Origin of the sequence: Streptomyces sp. NPDC004435, from assembly GCF_042873895.1 — a bacterium.
Lineage (GTDB): Bacteria > Actinomycetota > Actinomycetes > Streptomycetales > Streptomycetaceae > Streptomyces.
Genome location: NZ_JBIAMB010000004.1, coordinates 169654 through 189549, shown reverse-complemented (window position 1 = coordinate 189549; position 19896 = coordinate 169654). Strand labels below are relative to the sequence as shown.

21 protein-coding genes and 1 tRNA gene are annotated in these 19896 nt (G+C 73.5%); 7 read left to right on the top strand and 15 right to left on the bottom strand.

The genetic code is table 11. From position 1 onward, the window contains the following. Nucleotides 1–3: 3 nt before the first annotated feature. Nucleotides 4–660: an NAD(P)H-binding protein gene (locus tag ACFYT9_RS08730; protein WP_376598485.1), complete on the top strand. Its 657-nt coding sequence runs from the start codon at nucleotides 4–6 to the stop codon at nucleotides 658–660. Between the two features lie 68 nt (nucleotides 661–728). On the opposite strand, the gene ACFYT9_RS08725 is transcribed toward ACFYT9_RS08730, so the two are convergent. Beyond that, a tRNA-Tyr gene (locus tag ACFYT9_RS08725) sits at nucleotides 729–810 on the bottom strand. 183 nt (nucleotides 811–993) lie between these two features. Between ACFYT9_RS08725 and ACFYT9_RS08720 the strand changes: the two genes are divergently transcribed. Genes ACFYT9_RS08720 through ACFYT9_RS08710 form a run of 3 tightly spaced genes read left to right on the top strand, consistent with a single transcriptional unit; the run spans nucleotide 994 to nucleotide 2670 of the window. Then, nucleotides 994–1485: a YajQ family cyclic di-GMP-binding protein gene (locus ACFYT9_RS08720; RefSeq protein ID WP_031009290.1), complete on the top strand. Its 492-nt coding sequence runs from the start codon at nucleotides 994–996 to the stop codon at nucleotides 1483–1485. A 55-nt stretch (nucleotides 1486–1540) separates the two neighbouring features. Next, nucleotides 1541–2047: a methylated-DNA--[protein]-cysteine S-methyltransferase gene (locus ACFYT9_RS08715; RefSeq protein WP_389161883.1), complete on the top strand. Its 507-nt coding sequence runs from the start codon at nucleotides 1541–1543 to the stop codon at nucleotides 2045–2047. Beyond that, the gene (locus ACFYT9_RS08710; protein WP_376598482.1) at nucleotides 2044–2670 is read left to right on the top strand and encodes an alpha-ketoglutarate-dependent dioxygenase AlkB; all 627 of its coding nucleotides are present in this window, start codon (nucleotides 2044–2046) and stop codon (nucleotides 2668–2670) included. The genes ACFYT9_RS08715 and ACFYT9_RS08710 overlap by 4 nt, the downstream gene beginning before the upstream one ends. Nucleotides 2671–2710: 40 nt before the next feature. Here the strand turns inward: ACFYT9_RS08710 and ACFYT9_RS08705 are convergent, their stop codons facing one another. The 14 genes from ACFYT9_RS08705 to ACFYT9_RS08640 form a co-directional block, all read right to left on the bottom strand. Then, entirely contained in the window at nucleotides 2711–3724 is a 1014-nt protein-coding gene (locus tag ACFYT9_RS08705) for a hypothetical protein (RefSeq protein WP_389161882.1), read from the bottom strand. 3 nt (nucleotides 3725–3727) lie between these two features. Beyond that, a complete protein-coding gene (locus ACFYT9_RS08700) occupies nucleotides 3728–4159 on the bottom strand; it encodes a YccF domain-containing protein (RefSeq protein WP_376598478.1) in 432 nt (143 codons plus the stop codon). Then, on the bottom strand, nucleotides 4156–5019 hold the full coding sequence (gene htpX, locus ACFYT9_RS08695) for a zinc metalloprotease HtpX (protein ID WP_387270967.1): 864 nt from the start codon (nucleotides 5017–5019) through the stop codon (nucleotides 4156–4158). Before htpX ends, ACFYT9_RS08700 begins: the two co-directional genes overlap by 4 nt. A gap of 263 nt (nucleotides 5020–5282) precedes the next feature. Then, nucleotides 5283–5738: a large conductance mechanosensitive channel protein MscL gene (mscL, locus tag ACFYT9_RS08690; RefSeq protein ID WP_376598474.1), complete on the bottom strand. Its 456-nt coding sequence runs from the start codon at nucleotides 5736–5738 to the stop codon at nucleotides 5283–5285. A 44-nt stretch (nucleotides 5739–5782) separates the two neighbouring features. Continuing rightward, nucleotides 5783–7318 carry an NADH-quinone oxidoreductase subunit N gene (locus ACFYT9_RS08685; RefSeq protein ID WP_389161879.1) on the bottom strand — a complete coding sequence of 512 codons (1536 nt, stop codon included), beginning with the start codon at nucleotides 7316–7318 and terminating at the stop codon, nucleotides 5783–5785. Beyond that, a complete protein-coding gene (locus ACFYT9_RS08680) occupies nucleotides 7318–8895 on the bottom strand; it encodes a NuoM family protein (RefSeq protein WP_389161877.1) in 1578 nt (525 codons plus the stop codon). The genes ACFYT9_RS08685 and ACFYT9_RS08680 overlap by 1 nt, the downstream gene beginning before the upstream one ends. A gap of 3 nt (nucleotides 8896–8898) precedes the next feature. Next, nucleotides 8899–10878, bottom strand: coding sequence for an NADH-quinone oxidoreductase subunit L (locus ACFYT9_RS08675; RefSeq protein ID WP_389161876.1), 1980 nt, complete (start codon nucleotides 10876–10878; stop codon nucleotides 8899–8901). Next, nucleotides 10875–11228: an NADH-quinone oxidoreductase subunit NuoK gene (nuoK, locus tag ACFYT9_RS08670; RefSeq protein WP_387270856.1), complete on the bottom strand. Its 354-nt coding sequence runs from the start codon at nucleotides 11226–11228 to the stop codon at nucleotides 10875–10877. The genes ACFYT9_RS08675 and nuoK overlap by 4 nt, the downstream gene beginning before the upstream one ends. After that, the gene (locus ACFYT9_RS08665) at nucleotides 11228–11785 is read right to left on the bottom strand and encodes an NADH-quinone oxidoreductase subunit J (protein WP_376598465.1); all 558 of its coding nucleotides are present in this window, start codon (nucleotides 11783–11785) and stop codon (nucleotides 11228–11230) included. Before ACFYT9_RS08665 ends, nuoK begins: the two co-directional genes overlap by 1 nt. Further along, nucleotides 11782–12393 carry a NuoI/complex I 23 kDa subunit family protein gene (locus ACFYT9_RS08660; RefSeq protein ID WP_387270857.1) on the bottom strand — a complete coding sequence of 204 codons (612 nt, stop codon included), beginning with the start codon at nucleotides 12391–12393 and terminating at the stop codon, nucleotides 11782–11784. Before ACFYT9_RS08660 ends, ACFYT9_RS08665 begins: the two co-directional genes overlap by 4 nt. Further along, entirely contained in the window at nucleotides 12394–13356 is a 963-nt protein-coding gene (locus ACFYT9_RS08655) for a complex I subunit 1 family protein (protein WP_360309098.1), read from the bottom strand. Next, a complete protein-coding gene (locus tag ACFYT9_RS08650; RefSeq protein ID WP_389161874.1) occupies nucleotides 13353–14837 on the bottom strand; it encodes an NADH-quinone oxidoreductase subunit C in 1485 nt (494 codons plus the stop codon). The genes ACFYT9_RS08655 and ACFYT9_RS08650 overlap by 4 nt, the downstream gene beginning before the upstream one ends. Then, nucleotides 14834–15487, bottom strand: a complete 654-nt coding sequence (locus ACFYT9_RS08645; RefSeq protein ID WP_389161873.1) for an NADH-quinone oxidoreductase subunit B — start codon at nucleotides 15485–15487, stop codon at nucleotides 14834–14836. The genes ACFYT9_RS08650 and ACFYT9_RS08645 overlap by 4 nt, the downstream gene beginning before the upstream one ends. Next, nucleotides 15478–15870, bottom strand: coding sequence for an NADH-quinone oxidoreductase subunit A (locus tag ACFYT9_RS08640; protein ID WP_376600847.1), 393 nt, complete (start codon nucleotides 15868–15870; stop codon nucleotides 15478–15480). Before ACFYT9_RS08640 ends, ACFYT9_RS08645 begins: the two co-directional genes overlap by 10 nt. 167 nt (nucleotides 15871–16037) lie before the next feature. On the opposite strand from ACFYT9_RS08640, the gene ACFYT9_RS08635 reads away from it, so the two are divergent. The 3 genes from ACFYT9_RS08635 to ACFYT9_RS08625 all read left to right on the top strand — a co-directional run bounded on the left by ACFYT9_RS08635 (nucleotide 16038) and on the right by ACFYT9_RS08625 (nucleotide 19874). Next, the gene (locus ACFYT9_RS08635; protein ID WP_387270865.1) at nucleotides 16038–17222 is read left to right on the top strand and encodes a sensor histidine kinase; all 1185 of its coding nucleotides are present in this window, start codon (nucleotides 16038–16040) and stop codon (nucleotides 17220–17222) included. A 291-nt stretch (nucleotides 17223–17513) separates the two neighbouring features. Further along, a complete protein-coding gene (locus ACFYT9_RS08630) occupies nucleotides 17514–18800 on the top strand; it encodes a sensor histidine kinase (RefSeq protein WP_387270867.1) in 1287 nt (428 codons plus the stop codon). 414 nt (nucleotides 18801–19214) lie between these two features. Continuing rightward, on the top strand, nucleotides 19215–19874 hold the full coding sequence (locus ACFYT9_RS08625) for a LuxR C-terminal-related transcriptional regulator (protein ID WP_376600856.1): 660 nt from the start codon (nucleotides 19215–19217) through the stop codon (nucleotides 19872–19874). Nucleotides 19875–19896: the final 22 nt, after the last annotated feature.

Below are 19896 nucleotides of genomic sequence, written 5' to 3'. Positions count from 1 at the left end.
GGTATGCGCATCGTCATCGCTGGAGGACACGGTCGGATCGCCCTGCGCCTGGAGCGGCTGCTCTCGGCGGGCGGACACGAGGCGGTCGGGATCATCCGCCGCCCTGAGCAGGCGGAGGACCTGCGGACGGCGGGCGCCGAGCCCGTCGTACTGGATCTGGAGGCGGCGTCCGTGGAGGAGGTCGCGGAGGTCCTGCGGGGCGCGGACGCGGCCGTCTTCGCGGCGGGCGCGGGCCCGGGCAGCGACGCCGCCCGCAAGGAGACGGTGGACCGCGCCGCCGCGGTCCTGCTGGCGGACGCGGCGGAGCGCGCGGGCGTCCGGCGCTTCCTCGTCGTCTCGTCGATGGGCGCGGACGCGGACCACCCGGGCGACGAGGTCTTCGACGCCTATCTGCGGGCCAAGGGGGCGGCGGACGACGCGGTCCGCTCCCGCCCGGGCCTGGAGTGGACGGTCCTGCGCCCCGGCATGCTGACGGACGACGCCGGCAAGGGCCTGGTCCGCCTGGAGGCCCGCACGGGCCGCGGCCCGATCCCCCGCGACGACGTGGCCGCGGTCCTCGCCGAACTGGTCGAGACCCCCGCCACCGCCGGCCTGACCCTGGAACTGGTCACGGGCCCGACCCCGGTCACGGTCGCCGTGAAGGACGTGGCCGGCAACTGACCCCCCGGCCCCCCGCCCCCGGAAACGAGTGAAGGTCCCCGGTGAGAACACCGGGGACCTTCTTCACGTGGCGACGCCAGGATTCGAACCTGGGTAGGCTAAGCCGACGGATTTACAGTCCGCTCCCATTGGCCGCTCGGGCACATCGCCATGGGTTCGCTGCCTTGGTTCCCCGCTGTTCTGCGGTGTTCCCCGGCAACGACGTAAACAATACCTGATCCCCGGGGGTGGTTCGCCACCGGATTGATCGGCGGGTGATCCGAGGTTCGGGCCGTTGCTCACCCCCTAGGCTTTGGGGGTACCCCACAGCATCCGAGCAAGGAGCCACGAGTCATGGCCGACTCCAGTTTCGACATCGTCTCCAAGGTCGAGCGGCAGGAGGTCGACAACGCCCTCAACCAGGCCGTGAAGGAGATCTCGCAGCGCTACGACTTCAAGGGAACCAACGCCTCGATCTCCTGGTCCGGCGAGAAGATCCTGATGCAGGCGAACGGCGAGGAGCGCGTGATGGCGATCCTCGACATCTTCCAGTCCAAGCTGATCAAGCGCGGGATCTCGCTGAAGTCGCTGGACGTCGAGGGTGAGCCGCAGCTGTCCGGCAAGGAGTACAAGCTCTTCGCGTCGGTCACCGAGGGCATCTCGCAGGAGAACGCCAAGAAGGTCGCGAAGACCATCCGGGACGAGGGTCCCAAGGGCGTCAAGGCGCAGGTGCAGGGCGACGAGCTGCGGGTCAGCTCGAAGAGCCGGGACGACCTGCAGGCCGTGCAGGCGCTGCTCAAGGGCAAGGACTTCGACTTCGCGATCCAGTTCGTGAACTACCGGTAGGTCCGTGTCCGAAAGCCGCCGGTCCACGGGCCGGCGGGGCTCGCACACTGGAGTCATGGACGACATCACCGTGTACGCGTACGTCGACGGCCCCCTGGGCGAGATGCTGCTGACCGGGCAGGTCTCGGCGGGGGGCCGCGCCGTGCTGCGGTCGCTCTCGCTGCCCGGGCAGAAGGGGGCCGCGGCGGTCGAGGACGGCTGGGTGCGGGACCAGGGGGCCTTCGCGGAGGTCGTGGCGCAGCTGGAGGAGTACTTCGGCGGGCGGCGGGAGCGGTTCGACGTGCCGCTCGCCGGGGACACCGGGACGGAGTTCCAGCGGCGGGTGTGGGCGGCCCTGGAGGAGGTCCCGTACGGGACGACCGTCAGCTACGCGGAGATCGGGCGGCGGGTCGGGGCCGGCGGGGCCGGGGTGCGGGCGGTGGGGACGGCGATCGGGCGCAATCCGCTGCTCGTGGTGCGGCCCTGCCACCGGGTGATCGGGGCGGACGGGAGTCTGCGCGGGTACGCGGCGGGGCTGGACCGGAAGCGGTCGCTGCTGGACCTGGAGGGAGCCCTCGCGTGACCGAGGGGCTGTTCCCGCGCGAGCGGGCCGAGCCGGCGCCCGGGGCGGTGCACGTGCCGGGGTGGCTGCCGCTCGATCGGCAGCGTGAACTGGTCGCGGCCTGCCGGGAGTTCGGGCGCGGGCCGCTGGCGTACCGGCAGACCGTGCTGCCCGGCGGGGGCGTGATGTCGGTGCGGTCGCTCTGTCTGGGCCGGCAGTGGGTCCCGTACCGGTATCTCGACTCCGTCGCCGTCGAACTGCCCGGCTGGCTGGTCGCTCTGGGGCGGGAGGCGGTGGCCGAGGCGTACGGGGAGGACGGCGGTTTCGCGCCCGACACCGCGCTGGTGAACTTCTACGGCGACGGGGCCCGGATGGGCATGCACCAGGACAAGGAGGAGCGGTCCGGTGCGCCGGTGGTGTCGCTGAGCCTGGGCGACCGGTGTGTCTTCCGGCTGGGCAACGCCGAGGGGCGGGGGCGGCCCTGGAGCGACGTGGAGCTGGCCTCGGGGGACCTGTTCGTCTTCGGCGGGGAGTCGCGGTGGGTCTATCACGGCGTGCCGAGGGTGTTCCCGGGTACGGCCGATCCCTCGCTCGGGCTGTCCGGGCGGCTCAACATCACCCTCCGGGAGACGGGTCGTCCGTGACCCCGCCGGCGGTCACGTGTGCGATCGCGAACGCGGGCGGTCAGGCGAGGACGACGTGGACGCCCGACGCTCCGAGGCCGTCGACCCACTCCTGGAAGGTGGGCGGGCGGGGCTCGGCGAGGAGCGGAAGGACGCCGAGGCAGGCGCGGGCGATGTCGGCGTGGTGCCAGACGAGGGTGCTGCCGGACAGGGCCTCGCCGAGGGCGCGGGGGGTGAGGGAGGGGTAGGCCAGGCCGGGGCCGTGGACCGCTTCGGTGACCGCGCAGACCAGCGCGTCCTCGTCGGTGATCCCCCGGCCGTCGATCTCGTACGTGCCGCCGGGGGCGGGGTCCGGCAGGCCGGACGAGCGGAGGGACGCCTCGTGCCGCCACACGGCGCGGGCGGGCCCGGTGAAGCGGCGCCAGGTACCGGTCTCGGTGGGCGGCCGGTGGTCGTGGAAGAGCTCCCAGACCTCGCGGGTCTGCCGCGGGATCAGGCCGGCGCGGGGAAGGGCCACGGTGAGGTCCAGCAGGCCGTGGTGGCCGCGGGCGGTGTCCCAGGCGGTCACGCGGCCGGTCTCGCCCTCGTGGCGGAGGCTTCCGGTGGCGCGGAGGACCTGGTAGCGGACCTCCTCGAAGGCTTCGGCTCCGAGGGCGAGGGCGTCGCGCAGGGCGCCGCGCGGCGAGCAGCCGAGGAAGGTGACGTCGGCGAGGGGTGGTGGGGGGACGGGGAGCGGGATGAGGTGGGCGCAGGGGACCGGGTCTCCGGCGCCCTGGGCGCGGCGGGGCGGCCCGGCCGCCTCGATGGTGACGACGTCGCCGCGGGCGCCCAGGACGCGGACGGCGTCGAAGCGCCAGAGTCCGTCGGGGGTCTCGGCCACGAGGGTGCCGAGCGGCGCGGATCCCTCGACGATCGCCTGGGTGACGGCCCGGGCGAGCGGGCCGCGCGGTTCGCAGCCGCGTAGTTCGTGACGGGGGCGCGGGCGGGGGGCGGGGTCGCCGTAGAGGCCGTCGACGTCGTGGCAGAGGGCGAGGACGCGGCGGCCGGAGAGCAGGGCGTAGCGGGGTTGGTGCACGGCTCAGAAGCCGGGGTGGCGGTACTGCTGCTGTGTGGTCGGGGCGCCGTGTCCGTACGCCTGGTCGGTGGGGACGATGTCCTTGCCGAGCGGCAGCAGCGAGACGGGGATGAGCTTGAAGTTCGCGATGCCGAGCGGGATGCCGATGATCGTGATGCAGAGCGCGATGCCGGTGACGATGTGGCCGATGGCGAGCCACCAGCCGGCGAGGATCAGCCACAGGACGTTGCCGACGCAGGAGGCGGCGCCGGCGCCGGGCTTGTCGACGACGGTGCGGCCGAAGGGCCAGAGGGCGTAGAGGCCGATCCGGAAGGCCGCGAGGCCGAAGGGGATGCCGATGATGGTGATGCAGAGCAGCACTCCGGCGAGGAGGTAGGCGAGGAACAGCCAGAAGCCGGAGAGGACGAGCCATATGACGTTGAGGACGGTCTTCACGGTCGGCGACCTGCCATCTCTTCGAGGCGAGCGATCCGCTCGGCCATGGGCGGGTGGGTCGAGAACATCTTGGAGAGTCCCTTACCCGGACGGAAGGGGTTCGCGATCATCATGTGGCTCGCGGTCTCGATCCGCGGCTCGGGGGGCAGCGGGAGCTGTTTGGTGCCCGCTTCGAGCTTCCTGAGGGCGCTGGCGAGGGCGAGCGGGTCGCCGGTGAGCTGGGAACCGGAGGCGTCCGCCTCGTACTCGCGGGAGCGGGAGATGGCGAGCTGGATGATCGAGGCGGCGATGGGGCCGAGGATGAGGATCATCAGGTAGCCGAGGAGGCCGGGGCCTTCGTCGTCGCTGGAGCGGCCGACGGGGATCAGCCAGGCGAAGTTGACCAGGAACATCACCACGGAGGCGAGCGCGCCGGCGACCGAGGAGATGAGGATGTCCCGGTTGTAGACGTGGCTGAGCTCGTGGCCGATGACTCCGCGGAGCTCGCGCTCGTCGAGGATGGCGAGGATGCCCTCGGTGCAGCAGACGGCGGCGTTGCGCGGATTGCGGCCGGTGGCGAAGGCGTTCGGCGCCTGGGTCGGCGAGATGTAGAGGCGGGGCATCGGCTGGCGCGCCTGGGTGGAGAGCTCCCGGACCATCCTGTAGAGGGCGGGGGCCTCGAATTCGCTGACGGGGCGGGCGCGCATGGCGCGCAGGGCCAGCTTGTCGCTGTTCCAGTACGCGTACGCGTTGGTGCCGATCGCGACGACGAGTCCGACGATCAGGCCCGTACGGCCGAAGAAACTGCCGATGACGATGATGAGGGCGGAGAGCCCTCCGAGGAGTACGGCGGTCCTCAGCCCGTTGTGCCGGCGGTGCACGGTACGCCCTCCAAGTGGTGCGGCAGGGGAACCCTTTGCTTCGTGGTCCACGCGTCCAGTGGACCCTCACGTACTGGTCAACGCCAGGCGAGAGGCTGCGGTTCCCCCGGCCGCACCGGGGGCGTATTACGCCGTTCGGGTGATGGTCACCCTGGGCACCAGGGGCACCAGGGGCACCAGGGGCACCAGGGGCACCAGGGGCACCAGGGGCACCAGGGGCACCAGGGGCAGCGGGGGCACCAGGGGCAGCGGGGGCACCAGGGTCAGCGGGCCGCGGGGACGGTCAGCTTCTCCAGGCTGGCGGCGATCGGCTCGACCTCGCTGGTGCAGTGGGCGCAGCGGGAGGCGACGGCCGGGATCTCGGTGAAGCAGCGGGGGCAGTCGCGCTTCTCGGCCTTGGGGTCGAGCGCCTCCTCCTTGGCGAACCGCTCCTGGACCTTCGCGAGCGGGGCGACGATGAGGAAGTAGAGGACCGCGGCGGTGATGACGAAGGCGATGGCGGCGGAGATGGCCAGGCCGTAGGGGAAGACGGTCTTGCCGACGTGGAACTGGGCGTCGTTGAAGTTGCCCACGGAGCCGGTGGCGAGGCCGATGAGCGGGGTGATGAAGGCCTTGCTGAAGCCGGTGACGACGGCGGTGAACGCGGTTCCGACGGCCAGGCCGATGGCCATCGAGATGACGTTCCCGCGAAGTATGAAGTCCTTGAATCCGTTCAGCACGGGGTGTTGCTCCTAGAGGTGGGGTTCCGTGGGGGGCGTGGGGGTCAGAAGAGGCCGCCCGTCGCGAAGCGGAGGGCGAGCTGCGGGTATCCCGACAGGACGGCTCCGGCGGCGGCGGTCAGCACGATCGCCAGGGTGACGGGCGCGGGGGCCCGCCGCGGTGTCGTCGGGACGGCGTCCTGCGGCGTGCGGAACAGCAGCGCCGTCCACCGCAGGTAGTACGCGAGGCCGATGACGACGTTGACGCCCATGACCACGGCCAGCCAGCCGAGGCCCGCGTCGACGGCCGACGAGAAAACGGTCACCTTGGCGAAGAGGCCGATGATACCCGGGGGCAAACCGGCCAGATTCAGGAGGAAGAAGGCGAGCGCGAGGGCGGCGGCGGGGCTGGTGGCGTGGAGCCCGGCGTGGTCGGCGATCCGCTTGCCGGGGTGGGCGCGGGCGACGAGGGCGACGACCGCGAAGGCGCCGAGGTTCACGACCGCGTACATGAGGGCGTACGCGACGGTGGCGCCGATCTGGTCGTCGCTGGAGTACGCGGCGGCGGCGATCGGCACGAGGAGGTAGCCGGCCTGGGCGACGGAGGACCAGGCGAGCAGCCGGATCGCGCTGCCCGCGCGCGTGGGGTCCTGCCGGAGGGCGGCGACGTTGCCCGCGGTCATGGTGAGGGCGGCGAGGACGGCGAGGGCCGGGCCCCAGATGTCGGCGTAGGCGGGGAAGGCGACGACGGTCACCAGGATGAGGCCGGTGAAGCCGACGGCCTTGCCGACCACGGACAGGTAGGCGGCGACGGGCAGCGGGGCGCCGCTGTAGGTGTCGGGGACCCAGAAGTGGAAGGGGACGGCGGCGACCTTGAAGGCGAAGCCGACGAGGGTGAGGGCGACGCCGGCCTCGGCGAGGGTCTGGAGCTGTCCGGGGACGTCGTCGAGGCGGGCGGCGATCTCGGTGAGGTGGAGGGTGCCGGTGGCGGCGTAGACGAAGCTCACGCCGAGGAGGGTGACGGCGGTGGCGGTCACCGAGGAGAGGAAGAACTTGAGGGCGGCCTCGCTGGAGCGCCGGTCGCCGCGCTTGAGGCCGACGAGCGCGAAGGCGGGCAGCGAGGCGACCTCCAGGGCGACCACGAGGGTGGCGAGGTCGCGGGAGGCGGGCAGCAGGGCGGCGCCGGCGGCGGAGGAGAGCAGCAGGAACCAGTACTCGCCGGCCGGGAGCCTGCCCTCGCGCGTGGCGGGCAGCGAGAGCAGGGCGGTGAGGAGCGCGCCGCCGAGCACGAGGAGCTGGATGACCAGGGTGAAGTGGTCGGCGGTGTAGCTGCACCCGGCGGTCTGGGCGTGGCTGTCGGCCTGGGCTCCGGCGGTGAGGCAGAACGTCGCCCGGTCGCCGGAGCGCAGGGGCAGGAGGAGCGCGAGGGCGGCGGCGAGGCCGGTGATCGAGATCCATCCGAGGAGCCGCTTGCGCTCGGCGGGGACGAAGAGGTCGGCGACGAGGACGCCGAGCGCGACCAGGGCGGTGAGCGTCGGGGGCGCGATCGTCAGCCAGTCGACGGACTGGACGAGGGAGGCGTCGGCGGTGCTGGCGGACATCACTGGGTGCCTCCCGCGAGGAGCTGCTGGACGGCCGGGTCGGTGAGGCCGAGGAGGACCGCGGGCCAGAGTCCGGCGAGGACGGTGAGGGCGACGAGCGGGGTCCAGGCGGCCAGCTCGTACGGCTGGACGTCGGCGAGCTCCGGTTCGCCGGCCGGGCGGGGGCCGCCCATGCAGACGCGGCGGACGACGATCAGCAGGTAGGCGGCGGTGAGCAGGGTGCCGAGGCCGCCGAGGGCCATGAAGACGAGGTACGCGGTGCGGTTCAGGCCCTCGGCCGGGTCGAAGGCGGCGAAGAGGGCGAGCATCTCGCCCCAGAAGCCGGCGAGGCCGGGCAGGCCGAGGGAGGCGACGGCGGCGAAGGCGAGGAGGGCTCCGAGGCGGGGGGCGCGGCCGTAGAGGGCGGCGCCGGTGGCCCCGGCGAGGGTGTCGAGGTCGGCGGTGCCGTACCGGTCCTTCAGGGCCCCGACGAGGAAGAAGAGCAGGCCGGTGATGAGGCCGTGGGCGATGTTGGCGAAGAGGGCGCCGTTGACCCCGGTGGGGGTCAGGGTGGCGATGCCGAGGAGGACGAAGCCCATGTGGCCGACGGAGGAGTACGCGATCAGCCGCTTGAGGTCGCCCTTGGCGCCGGGGCGCGCGAGGGCGAGGCAGGCGAGGGAGCCGTAGACGATGCCGGCGGCGGCGAAGGCGGCCAGGTAGGGGGCGAGGGTGTGCATGCCGTCGGGGGCGATGGGCAGGGCGATGCGGACGAACCCGTACGTGCCCATCTTCAGGAGCACGCCGGCGAGGAGGACCGAGCCGACGGTGGGGGCGGCGGTGTGGGCGTCCGGCAGCCAGGAGTGCAGCGGCCACATCGGGGTCTTCACGGCGAGCCCGAGGCCGATCGCGAGAACGGCGGTGACCTGCACCGACGTGGTCAGTCCACGGCCGTTGTCGGTGGCGAGTGCCACCATGTCGAAGGTGCCCGCCTTGATCCCGATCAGGAGCAGGCCGAGCAGCATGACGACGGAGCCGAGCAGCGTGTAGAGGATGAACTTCCCGGCGGCGGCCCGCCGGCCCTCGCCGCCCCAGCGGGCGATGAGGAAGTACATCGGGACGAGGACCGTCTCGAAGGCGAGGAAGAAGAGGACCAGGTCGAGGACGGCGAAGGTGGCGAGGGTGCCGGCCTCCAGGAGGAGCAGCAGCGCGACGAACGCCTTCGGGGACGGGCCCGCCGGCGGCTTGAAGTAGGAGTACAGCGCGCAGAGGAAGGTCAGCAGCGCCGTCAGCACCAGGAGGGGGAGCGAGATGCCGTCGACACCGAGGTGGATCCGCACGTCGAGTGCCCTGATCCAGCTGATGTCCGTGGTGGCCTGCATCCTCGACGGGTCGTCGTGGTCGAAGCCGAGGGTGAGGACGAGCGCGGCGAGCAGGATCACGCCGGTGACGGTGACGCCGTGGCGGAGCACCGCCTGCTCGGGCGACTTCCCCTTCAGTCCGGGCGGGGCGGGCAGGAGTGCGGCGGCGGCGCCGAGGAGAGGCGCCGCGACGATGAACGCGAGAAGGAACTGCATCACGGATTCGCTGATATCGATCACGGCTCACGCTCCGGCGAAGGCGTTGGCGAGGGCGACGGCGGCGATCGCCAGGACGACGGAGCCGGCGAGCAGGGCGCTGAGGTAGGTCTGCAGGTTGCCGGTCTGGGCGCGGCGGACGAGCCATCCGAGGCCCTTGGCGGAGCCGGCGGCACCGCTCACGTAGGTGTCGACGACCTCGCGGTCCAGGAAGCGGACCAGGGAGGCGGCGCCGAGTACGGGGCGGACGAGGACCTTCTGGTACAGGGCGTCCAGGTGGAAGCCGTCGGCGGCCGGACCGTACAGCGGGCCGAGGAGGGCACGGCCGGGGTCGGCCGGGTCCCGCGCGGGGTGCGGCAGGTGCAGCGCCTCGGCCTCGACGAGACCGGCGTCGGCGTCGGGGTGGGCGACGTGCGGGGTCGGGACGGCGGGTACGGCCCTGGCGGCGAGGGTGCGCCAGACGGCGTAGGTGACGGCGCCGCCGGCGACGGCGAGGCCGGTGCCGAGGACGGCGGTGGTGAGGGTCGGGGTGAGGGCCTCGCCGTCGAACCAGTCGTCGAGGTACACGGCGCTCAGCCCGAAGCCGAGGGAGGGGATCGCGAGGACCCACAGGACGGAGGTCATGGCGAGCGGCTGCCTGCCGTGACGCGGGGCCTCGGGGCCGTGGCCGCGGAAGGTGCGGAGCCAGAGGCGCAGGGCGTACGCGGCGGTGAGGAGGGCGGTCAGCAGGCCCGCGACGAGGATCGTCCAGCCTGCCCCGGCGGGGGCGGTGGTCCGGTCGCCGAGCGCGGTGTGCTCGGCGGCGACGAGGACCGCCTCCTTGGAGAAGAAGCCGGCGAAGGGCGGGATCGCGGCGAGCGCGAGGAGGGCGACGGTCATCGTCCAGTACGCGTCGGGGATCCGCTTCGCCAGGCCGCCCATCCGGGACATGGCGGTGAGCGAGTTGGTGCCGGCGGCGTGGATGACCGCGCCGGCGGCGAGGAACAGCAGCGCCTTGAAGGCGGCGTGCGAGAGGAGGTGGAAGACGGCGGCGCCCCGGTCGCCGACGGCGAGCGCGCCGGCCATGTAGCCGAGCTGGCCGATCGTCGAGTAGGCGAGGACCCGCTTGATGTCGTCCTGGGCGAGCGCGGCGAGCGCCGAGCCGACCATGGTGATCGCGGCCATCACGGCGAGCACGGTCATCGCGGCGGCGGAGGCGGCGAAGACCGGGAGGAGCCGGGCGACGAAGTAGATGCCGGCGGCGACCATGGTGGCCGCGTGGATGAGCGCGGAGACCGGCGTCGGGCCGGCCATGGCGTCGGGCAGCCAGGTGTGCAGCGGGAACTGCGCGGACTTCCCGGCGACGCCGGCGAGCAGCAGCAGCGCCACCAGGGTGGGGTGGTCGAGGCCGCCGGAGGCGACGGTGGAGAGGATGCCGTCGATGCGGAAGGTGCCCGCGTCGGTGGCGAGGGCGAAGAGCCCGAAGAGGAAGGGGACGTCGCCGAGCTTGGTGACGAGGAAGGCCTTCAGGGAGGCGGAGCGCGCCTCGGGGGTCTCCCAGTAGTGCCCGACGAGGAAGTACGAGCAGATGCCCATGATCTCCCAGCCGACCAGGAGCACCATCAGGTCGCCGGAGTAGACGACGAGGAGCATCGCGGCGGTGAAGAGGGAGACCAGCGCCGCGTACGAGGGGTAGCGGGGGTCCTCGCGGAGGTAGCCGGTCGAGTAGATCTGCACGCAGCTCGCGACCACGCCGACCAGGACGGCGACGAGGGCGGCGAAGCCGTCGACGTGGAGGCCGAGGGAGATCGGGACGGAGCCGGTGGGGGTGAGCTGGGTGCTCGCCTCGATCACCGTGTTCCCGCCCTGGCGGATCGCCACGAGGACGGCGAGGACGGCGGCGGCGAGGGTCGGGAGCACGGCGAGCGGCCGGACGAAGCCGGGCGCCCGGCGGCCGGTGGCGAGCCCGGCGGCGGCGCCGAGGAAGGGCAGGAGGGGGACGAGGACGGCGAGGGTCGTGGTGGTCACGCGGCGGCCTCGGCCTTCTCGTCTGTCTCGTCGGGGCTGTGCGTGGGTTCCGCCGTGTCGCGGAGGCGGTCGACGTCGGACGTGCCCCGGTTGCGGTAGACCATCAGGACGATCGCGAGGCCGATGCCGATCTCGGCGGCGGCGATGGCGATGGTGAAAAGGGTGAGGGCCTGGCCGGCGTGGAGGGCGTCGCGGAGCCAGACGTCGAAGGCGACCAGGTTCAGGTTGACGGCGTTGAGCATCAGCTCGACCGACATCAGGACCAGGATGGCGTTGCGGCGGGCGAGGACGCCGTACAGGCCGACGCAGAAGAGGAGCGCGGCGAGGACGGCGGGGTAGGCGAGGTGCATCAGTCCCGCTCCCCTTCCGGCTTCTTGCGGGACAGGACGATGGCGCCGACCAGTGCGGCGAGCAGGAGCACGGACAGCGCCTCGAAGGGCAGCACCCAGTGCCGGAAAAGGATCTCGCCGGTCACGCCGGTGGAGCCCTGCGCGGGCCCGTCCAGCTCGATCCAGGTCGTGCGGAAGGCGTCGACGACCACCCAGACGAGGGCCGCCGCCGCGGCGAGCGCGACACCGAGGGCGACCGGCCGGTTGCCCGAGTCGGCGTCCGGTGAGCGCCCGATGGGGGCCTTGGTGAGCATGAGGCCGAAGAGGAGGAGGACGACGACCGAGCCGACGTAGATGAGGACCTGGACCCAGGCGATGAACTCGGCGGTCAGGAGCAGGTACTCCACGGCGAGGCCGCCGAGCGCGACGACGAGCCAGAGCGCGGCGTGCACGAGCTGCTTCGTGGTGACCGAGACGATCGCGGCGCCGAGGGTGACGAGGCCGACGAGGAGGAAGGCGATCTCGACGCCGGAGGGCGAGAGGAAGCCGGGACCGGTCTGGGCGGCGGCGAGGATCACTGGGGGCCCTCCTGCTCCTTGGCCTCGGCGGCGGCCTCGGCTTCTGCTGCGGCTGCGGCTGCGGCGGCCTGGGCGGCGGCTTCGGCCGCGGCGGCCTTCTCGGCGGCCTTGCGGGCGGCGGCGATCTCCTTGGGCTCCTCCGCCGCCGGGTCGAGCGCGGGCGGCTCGGGGACGGTCCACATCCACTCGCGGAGCTTGTCCCGCTCGTGGGTGAGCTCGTGGATGTCGGTCTCCGCGTACTCGAACTCCGGCGACCAGAAGAGGGCGTCGAAGGGGCACACCTCGATGCAGATCCCGCAGTACATGCAGAGGGAGAAGTCGATGGCGAAGCGGTCGAGGACGTTCCGGCTGCGCTCGCGGCCGCCGGGGGCGGCGGCCGGGACGGTCTCCTTGTGGGAGTCGATGTAGATGCACCAGTCCGGGCACTCGCGGGCGCACAGCATGCAGACCGTGCAGTTCTCCTCGAAGAGCGCGATCACGCCGCGCGACCGGGGCGGCAGCTCGGGCTGCGCGTCCGGGTACTGGGCCGTGACCGACCTGCGCGTCATCGTGCGGAGGGTGACGGCGAGGCCCTTGGCGAGGCCGGAGCCGGGGATGTTCGGGGACATTTAGCTGATCGCCACCTTCACGATGCCGGTGAGCGCGATCTGCGCCAGGGCGAGCGGGACCAGGGTCGTCCAGGCCAGCTTCTGGAGCTGGTCCTCGCGCAGGCGCGGGTAGCTCACCCGCAGCCAGATGACGACGAAGGCCAGGACGGCGGTCTTCAGCAGGGTCCAGAGCCAGCCGAGGCCGTCGGCGCCCCAGGGACCGTGCCAGCCGCCGAGGAAGAGGACGGTGGTGAGGCCGCAGAGGACGACGATGCCGGCGTACTCGGCGAGCAGGAAGAGCGCGAAGCGGAGGCCGGTGTACTCGGTGTACGCGCCGAAGATGATCTCCGAGTCGGCGACCGGCATGTCGAACGGCGGGCGCTGGAGCTCGGCGAGTCCCGCGACGAAGAAGACCAGCGCGCCGACGATCTGCCACGGCACCCACCACCACTCGAAGGCGTCGAGGACGCCGGTGAGGGAGACGGTGCCGGCCGCCATCGCGACGGACGCGGCGGCGAGCAGCATCGGCAGCTCGTACGCGAGGAGCTGGGCGGCGGTGCGCAGGCCGCCGAGGAGCGAGAACTTGTTGGCGGACGCCCAGCCGGCCATCAGGCTGCCGAGCACGCCGACGCCCATGACCGCGAGCACGAAGAAGATGCCGGCGTCGACGACCGCGCCGACGGAGCCCGGTGCGACCGGGATCGCGACGAGGACGAGCAGGTACGGGAGGAGGGCGACGGCCGGCGCGAGCTGGAAGACCCGCCGGTCGGCGTCCTTCGGGACCACGTCCTCCTTCTGCGCGAACTTCACGCCGTCGGCGACGAGCTGGGCCCAGCCGTGGAAACCACCGGCGTACATGGGTCCGAGCCGGCCCTGCATGTGGGCCATCACCTTGTGCTCGGTCTGCCCGACGACGAGCGGCAGCACGAGGAACGCGGCGAAGACGAGCAGCAGCCGGACGGCGACGTCGAGTGCGTCGTTCACGCGGGATCGCCTCCGGCGGGGTCGGGGTCGGGGTGGGTGCCGGAGCCGGGGCCGGCGGGCGACGTGCCGGGGCCGCGGTCGCCTGCGGCGGGCTTCGCGTCCGGGGTGGGCTCGGCGGTTGCGGGCTGCGGCTCTGAGGCGGGCTCGCCTGTGGCGGGCTTCGGCTCCGGGGCGGGCTCGCCTGTGGCCGGCTTCGGCTCCGGGGCGGGCTCGGCGCTTCCGGGATGCGCCTCAGGGGCGGGCTCGGCCCCGGGCGCGGGCTCGCCGGTTGCGGGCTCTGCCCCGGGCGCGGTGTCGCTCGCCGCGGGCTTCGCCTCCGGGGTGGGCTCCTCCGCGACGGGCTTCGCCTCCGCGACGGGCTTCGCCTCCGGGGTGGGCTCGGCGCCGGCGGGCTTGGCCTCCGGGGGCGGCTCCGGGGTCGGTGTGGTGGGTTTCGGGGTGTCGTCGAAGGCCGGGCGGGCGTGGTGCCAGGGGGCGTCCGCGCTGCGGGTGCGCGGGGGCGGCGCGGGGGCCGTCGGGGGCTCGCCGGGCTGCTCCGCCTGCTGGCTCGCCGAGCCCTGGCTCGCGCTGCGCGTGCGGCGCGGAGCGGCCGGGGACGTCTGGCTCGCGGAGCCGTCCGAGGCCGAGCGGGTGCGGCGGGGCGCGGAGGCCGGAGGGGCCGGAGCCGCCTCGGGCGCGGCCGGGGACGTCTGGCTTGCCGAGCCGTCCGAGGCCGAGCGGGTGCGGCGAGGCGCGGGGGCCGGAGCGGCCGGGGGCGCCTCGGGGGTCTGGCTTGCCGAGCCGTCCGAGGCCGTGCGGGTGCGGCGGGGTGGGGTGTCCTGGCCGGCTGAGCCGTCCGCCGCCGTGCGGGTGCGGCGGGGGCGGTCGCCGGCGGCGGCCCGGGCGGGGCGTTCGGGGGCCGGGGGGAGCTGGCCCTTGAGGGGGCCCCATTCGTTGGGGTCGGGGACGCCCGGCGGGAGCATCTGGCGGCGCTTGGGGCCGCCGTCGTGCGCCTCGCCCGGCTCCTTCGCGCCCGGCCACGCCTTGGCGACGCGCGCGGCGAGGACGAAGTCCTTGCGGAGCGGGTGGCCCTCGAAGTTCTCGGGGAGGAGGAGGGGGGTGAGGTTCGGGTGGCCCTCGAAGACGACGCCGAACATCTCGTGGGTCTCGCGCTCGTGCCAGGCCGCGCCCGCGTACACGCCGATGGCGGTGGGGAGGGCGGGGGCCGTGTGGGGCACGGTGGTGCGGAGCAGGAGGCGGCGGGGGGCGCCGTCCCCGACGGCGGCGACGTGCGCGCAGACGCGGAAGCCCGTGCCGGGCTCGTCCACCGCGCTCAGCCAGTCGAAGTAGGTGCAGCCCAGCTCGTCCCGGGCGGTCCGCAGCGCGTCGAGCCAGTCCGTGACGGGGACGTCGACGGTCAGCAGGTCGTACGCCCGCTCCGCCGCCGCCTCGTCGCCGAACAGGTCCGTCACGGCTTCGGGAAGGGAGTCGTAGCGGTTCATCGGTCGTCGCCTCCCGGCGGCGGGGTGACCAGCGGGCTGGTGAGCTGGGACACCGAGGCCGGTGCCGTCGTGCCGTACCGCTCGCCGAGGTTCTCCCGGGCGATCTTCTCCTGGAGCTTGAGGATGCCCTGGAGGAGCGCCTCGGGGCGGGGCGGGCAGCCGGGGACGTACACGTCGACCGGGATGATCTGGTCGACGCCCTTGGTGACGGAGTACGAGTCCCAGTAGGGGCCGCCGCAGTTCGAGCAGGCGCCGAAGGAGATGACGTACTTCGGCTCGGGCATCTGCTCGTAGAGACGCTTTACGGCGGGCGCCATCTTGTCCGTCACCGTGCCGGAGACGATCATCAGGTCGGCCTGGCGGGGCCCGGGCGCGAAGGGGATCACGCCGAGGCGGATGAAGTCGTGGCGGGCCATGGACGCGGCGATGAACTCGATCGCGCAGCAGGCGAGGCCGAAGTTGAAGACCCAGAGGCTGTAGCGGCGGCCCCAGTTCAGGACGACCTTCATCGGCTCCGGGGCCAGGCGGGAGAGCGTGCCCAGCTTCGGTGCGGGCAGGGGGACGGCGCCCCCGGCGGCACCGCCGGCGGGAGTCGCGTCCGGGGTCTCGTCCGGGGTCTCGTCCGGTGTCTCGTCCGGTGTTACGTCCACGTCAGGACGCCCTTCTTGTACGCGTAGAGCAGCCCGACGGCGAGGAAGCCGAGGAAGACGAACATCTCGACGAGGGTGGTGGCGCCGTAGCCGGGCGCGGCGAAGACCGTCGCCCACGGGAAGAGGAAGATCGAGTCGACGGCGAAGATCACGTAGAGGAAGGCGTAGACGTAGTAGCGGACCTGGGTGTGGGCCCAGCCCTCCCCCACGGGGTCGACGCCGCACTCGTAGGTGAGCAGTTTCTCCGGGGTCGGCACGACGGGCCGGAGCAGCCGGCCGGCGCCGAAGGCGACCGCGACGAAGAGCACGCCGACGACGGCGAGCAGGCCGACGACGGAGTACGTATCGAAGTAGTCCGCCGCGAATACGGTCGGTTCCCGCACGTCCGCCGCCCCTCTAGTCCCTCGCCGCCGTTTTCACGGACGCGAGTCTAGGCCCTGCTAAAAGGAGCGTAAGCAGGTGCGGGTGGGGTGCGGGTGGGGTTATCCCCCCGGGCCGACACCCACCTCCCCCATGGTCCGGAGGGGGCGGGGGACGGCAGGCTGGGGGCATGACCGCTGATCATCCGAGCACTTCCTCCCCCGCCGTCGCGGCCGGGCGCCCGCCCGCGCGGCGGCGGACCGCGTACGGGAAGGAGACCTGGAAGGAGATCTCCTTCCTCCTCCTGAACCTGCCCACCGCGCTGGTGGGCTTCGTCTACGCCATCACCTCGGTGGTCGTCGGGGTCGCCCTGTCGGTGACCGTGATCGGCCTGCCGCTGCTGGCGGCGGGCCAGGCGGGCGCGCGCGGGATCGGCCGGTCCGAGCGGGCCAGGGCGCGGGCGATGCTCGACGTGGACGTGGCCGAGCCGTCGCGGCTGCCGCGCGTCGGGGGCGCGCTGCCCTGGCTGTGGGCGCGGCTGAAGGACCCGGTGGCGTGGCGGACGCAGCTGTACGGGCTGATCCGGCTGCCGTGGGGTGTCTTCACCTTCTCCGTCACCCTGGTGGCGCTGGTGGCGCTGTGGCCGGTGCTGCCGTTCATCGCGCGGGGCCTGGCGGCGGCGGACCGGGGCATGGTGCGGGGGCTGCTCTCGCCCTCGGACGAGCTGGAGCGGCGGATCGCCGAGCTGGAGTCGGACCGGGGCGTGGTGGTGGACACGGCGGCGGCGGACCTGCGGCGGATCGAGCGGGACCTGCACGACGGGGCGCAGGCGCGGCTCGTGGCGCTGGCGATGGGGCTCGGCCTGGCGAAGGAGAAGCTGCACGAGGACCCGGACGCGGCGGCGGCGATGGTCGCGGAGGCGCACGGCGAGGTGAAGCTGGCGCTCCAGGAGCTGCGGGACCTCGCGCGCGGGATCCATCCGGCGGTGCTGACCGACCGGGGTCTCGGCGCGGCGCTGTCCTCGCTGGCGGGCCGGTGCACGGTCCCGGGGTCGGTGCACGTGGATCTGGCGGAGCGGCCGGCCGAGGCGATCGAGGGGATCGCGTACTTCACCGTCTCGGAGCTGCTCCAGAACGTCTCCAAGCACGCCCGCGCCCGCAAGGTCTCGGTGGAGGTGTGGCGGTCGAAGGACCGGCTGCTGCTCCAGGTCCGGGACGACGGCGTGGGCGGAGCCCGGCTCGACGGCTCCGGCACGGGCCTGGCCGGCCTGGCGGAGCGGCTCGGCGCGGTGGACGGCCTGCTGGTCGTGGACTCGCCGGAGGGCGGCCCGACGACGGTCACGGCGGAACTGCCGTGGCGGGAGCGGCGGGGCTGAGCGGTGGCCCAGGGGCACGGCTGAGTGCCGGGCAGCCGCACGGCTGAGCAGTGGGCAGCCGCACGGCTGAGTGGTGGGGCGGGTCCGCGTCGCCCCCGGGGGTGGGGTTATCCCCCCTCGGGAGACGCCGACCCGCCTCATGGTGTGCGGGGGGTGCCGGACGGGAGCCTTGAGACGTACCGACCGACGTACCGACCGACGTACCGACCGGCCCGATCACCGACGTACCGACCGACGTACCGACCGAGGCATCACCCGCCGATCCCCTCCCTCCGAGTGAAGGACTTCCCGATGGATTCGCCGCTCGTTCCCTCCGCCCTCCGGGCCCCGTTCCAGGGGCGGACCTGGCGGGCCTTCCTGTTCACGCTGGTGGGGCTGCCGCTGAGCGTGCTGTGGTTCTCGCTGGCCGTGGCGCTGACCTCGACCGGGCTCGGGCTGCTGATCACCTTCCTCGGGGTGCCGGTGCTCGCCGCGTCGCTGGCGGTGTGCCGGGGGTTCGGGGCGGTGGAGCGGGCGCGGGTGCGGGGGCTGCTCGGGGCGGACGTGGCGGCGCCGGAGCCGGTACGCGGGCGGACCGGCGGGGCGTTCTCGTGGATGGCGGCGATGCTGCGGAGCGGGGCCTCGTGGCGACACCTGCTGTACGCGCTCGTGCACTTCCCGTGGGCGGTGTTCTCCTTCTGCCTGTCGCTGACCTTCTTCACGTGGGGCTGGGGCATGTTCACGTACCCGCTGTGGCGGTGGGTCTTCCCGGCGCACCTGGGCCAGGACGGGATCCAGCTGTACGGGGACGAGACCCACGCGATGTACCTCGACTCGCCCTTCGAGATCGCCGTCACCTGCGGCCTCGGACTGCTGGTCGTGCTGGCCTGGCCGCCGGTGGTGCGCGGGCTGACGGCGGTGGACCGGGTCCTGGTGGCGGGGCTGCTGGGGCCGGGGCGGCTGGCGGAGCGGGTGACGGAGCTGGAGTCGGACCGGGGTGCGGTCGTGGACACGGCGGCGGCCGACCTGCGGCGGATCGAACGGGAGCTGCACGACGGGCCGCAGGCGCGGCTGGCGTCGCTGGCGATGGACCTGGGCGTGGCGAAGGAGACGCTGGTCAGGGACCCGGAGGCGGCGGCGGTGCTGGTGGACGAGGCGCACGGCGAGGTCAAGCTGGCGCTGAAGGAGCTGCGGGACCTGGCGCGGGGCATCCACCCGGCGGTCCTGACCGACCGGGGGCTCGACGCGGCGCTGTCGTCGGTGGCGGCGCGCTGCTCGGTGCCGGTGTCGGTGACGGTGGAGCTGCCGGGCCGGCCGGTGGCGGCGATCGAGGGCCTGGCGTACTTCACGGTCGTGGAGCTGCTGCGGAACGTGACGCTGCACGCGCGGGCGCGGCGGGCGTCGGTGGACGTGTGGCGGTCGGAGGCGCGGCTGATGCTCCAGGTCCGGGACGACGGCGTCGGCGGCGCGGACCCGGCGCGCGGGCAGGGGCTGGCGGGGCTCGCGGAGCGGCTGCGTTCGGTGGACGGCGTCCTGGCGGTGGACTCCCCGGCGGGCGGCCCGACGACGGTCACCGCGGAGCTTCCCTGGCGCGCCTGACCCCACCGTCCCGAACCCCTCCGCCCGCGCGCGGCGGCGGCGAACCGGCGAGCTTCCCGGGCACGCCCGACCACAGCACCCCGACACCCGGCCCCGTGCGGCCCGCACGAACCACACGGGCCGCACGGGCCGTCGGCGCGACCCGCCCGCACAGCCCGCCGGCGCGGCCCACCCGGCCCGCCTGCCCGCCCGGCCTGCCCACCCGGCCCGCCTGCCCGCCCGGACCGCTCCGCCCCGCCTCACCGCTCCGGCAATCTCTCCGGCAATCCGGCAATGTCGGGGCGGGGATCGCCCGCGCCGCCCGCCGGGCGGGCATTCCTGCGATGCTGATCACGCGACGCCGACCGGGTCGCGTGGAGTCGAGCAGGGGTCTTGGGGGAAGCGGGCGTGGGTGTGGGTGAGGTGAGCGACCGGGTGCGCGTGGTGATCGCCGAGGACTCGGTGCTGTTGCGCGAGGGGCTGACCCGGCTGCTCACGGACCGGGGGCACGAGGTCGTCGCGGGGGTCGGGGACGGCGACGCGCTGGTCAAGACGGTGGCGGAGCTCGCGGACGCGGGCGCGCTGCCGGACGTGGTGGTGGCGGACGTACGGATGCCGCCGACCCACACGGACGAGGGCGTGCGGGCGGCGGTGCGGCTGCGCGCGGAGTATCCGGACCTCGGGGTGCTGGTGCTGTCGCAGTACGTGGAGGAGCAGTACGCCACCGAACTGCTGGCCGGTTCCACGCGGGGTGTGGGCTATCTGCTGAAGGACCGCGTCGCGGAGGTGCGCGAGTTCACCGAGGCGGTGGTGCGGGTGGCCGGGGGCGGTACGGCCCTGGACCCGGAGGTGGTCCAGCAGCTGCTGGGCCGGAGCCGTCAGCAGGACGTGCTGGCGCACCTGACCCCGCGCGAGCGGGAGGTCCTCGGTCTGATGGCCGAGGGCCGGACGAACTCGGCGATCGCCAAGCAGCTCGTGGTGAGCGACGGCGCGGTGGAGAAGCACATCGGCAACATCTTCCTGAAGCTGGGTCTGTCGCCGAGCGAGGGCGATCACCGCAGGGTGCTGGCGGTGCTGACGTACCTGAGGTCCTGACCGGGGCCCCTCCTGAACCCTT

What these genes read in the sequence shown, in the direction of transcription:
- ACFYT9_RS08730 (WP_376598485.1), top strand. Translation starts at nt 4, where the DNA reads ATGCGCATCGTCATCGCTGGAGGACACGGTCGGATCGCCCTGCGCCTG.
- ACFYT9_RS08720 (WP_031009290.1), top strand. Translation starts at nt 994, where the DNA reads ATGGCCGACTCCAGTTTCGACATCGTCTCCAAGGTCGAGCGGCAGGAG.
- ACFYT9_RS08715 (WP_389161883.1), top strand. Translation starts at nt 1,541, where the DNA reads ATGGACGACATCACCGTGTACGCGTACGTCGACGGCCCCCTGGGCGAG.
- ACFYT9_RS08685 (WP_389161879.1), bottom strand. Translation starts at nt 7,318, where the DNA reads ATGTCCGCCAGCACCGCCGACGCCTCCCTCGTCCAGTCCGTCGACTGG.
- nuoK (WP_387270856.1), bottom strand. Translation starts at nt 11,228, where the DNA reads ATGCACCTCGCCTACCCCGCCGTCCTCGCCGCGCTCCTCTTCTGCGTC.
- ACFYT9_RS08660 (WP_387270857.1), bottom strand. Translation starts at nt 12,393, where the DNA reads ATGTCCCCGAACATCCCCGGCTCCGGCCTCGCCAAGGGCCTCGCCGTC.
- ACFYT9_RS08650 (WP_389161874.1), bottom strand. Translation starts at nt 14,837, where the DNA reads ATGAACCGCTACGACTCCCTTCCCGAAGCCGTGACGGACCTGTTCGGC.
- ACFYT9_RS08635 (WP_387270865.1), top strand. Translation starts at nt 16,038, where the DNA reads ATGACCGCTGATCATCCGAGCACTTCCTCCCCCGCCGTCGCGGCCGGG.
- ACFYT9_RS08630 (WP_387270867.1), top strand. Translation starts at nt 17,514, where the DNA reads ATGGATTCGCCGCTCGTTCCCTCCGCCCTCCGGGCCCCGTTCCAGGGG.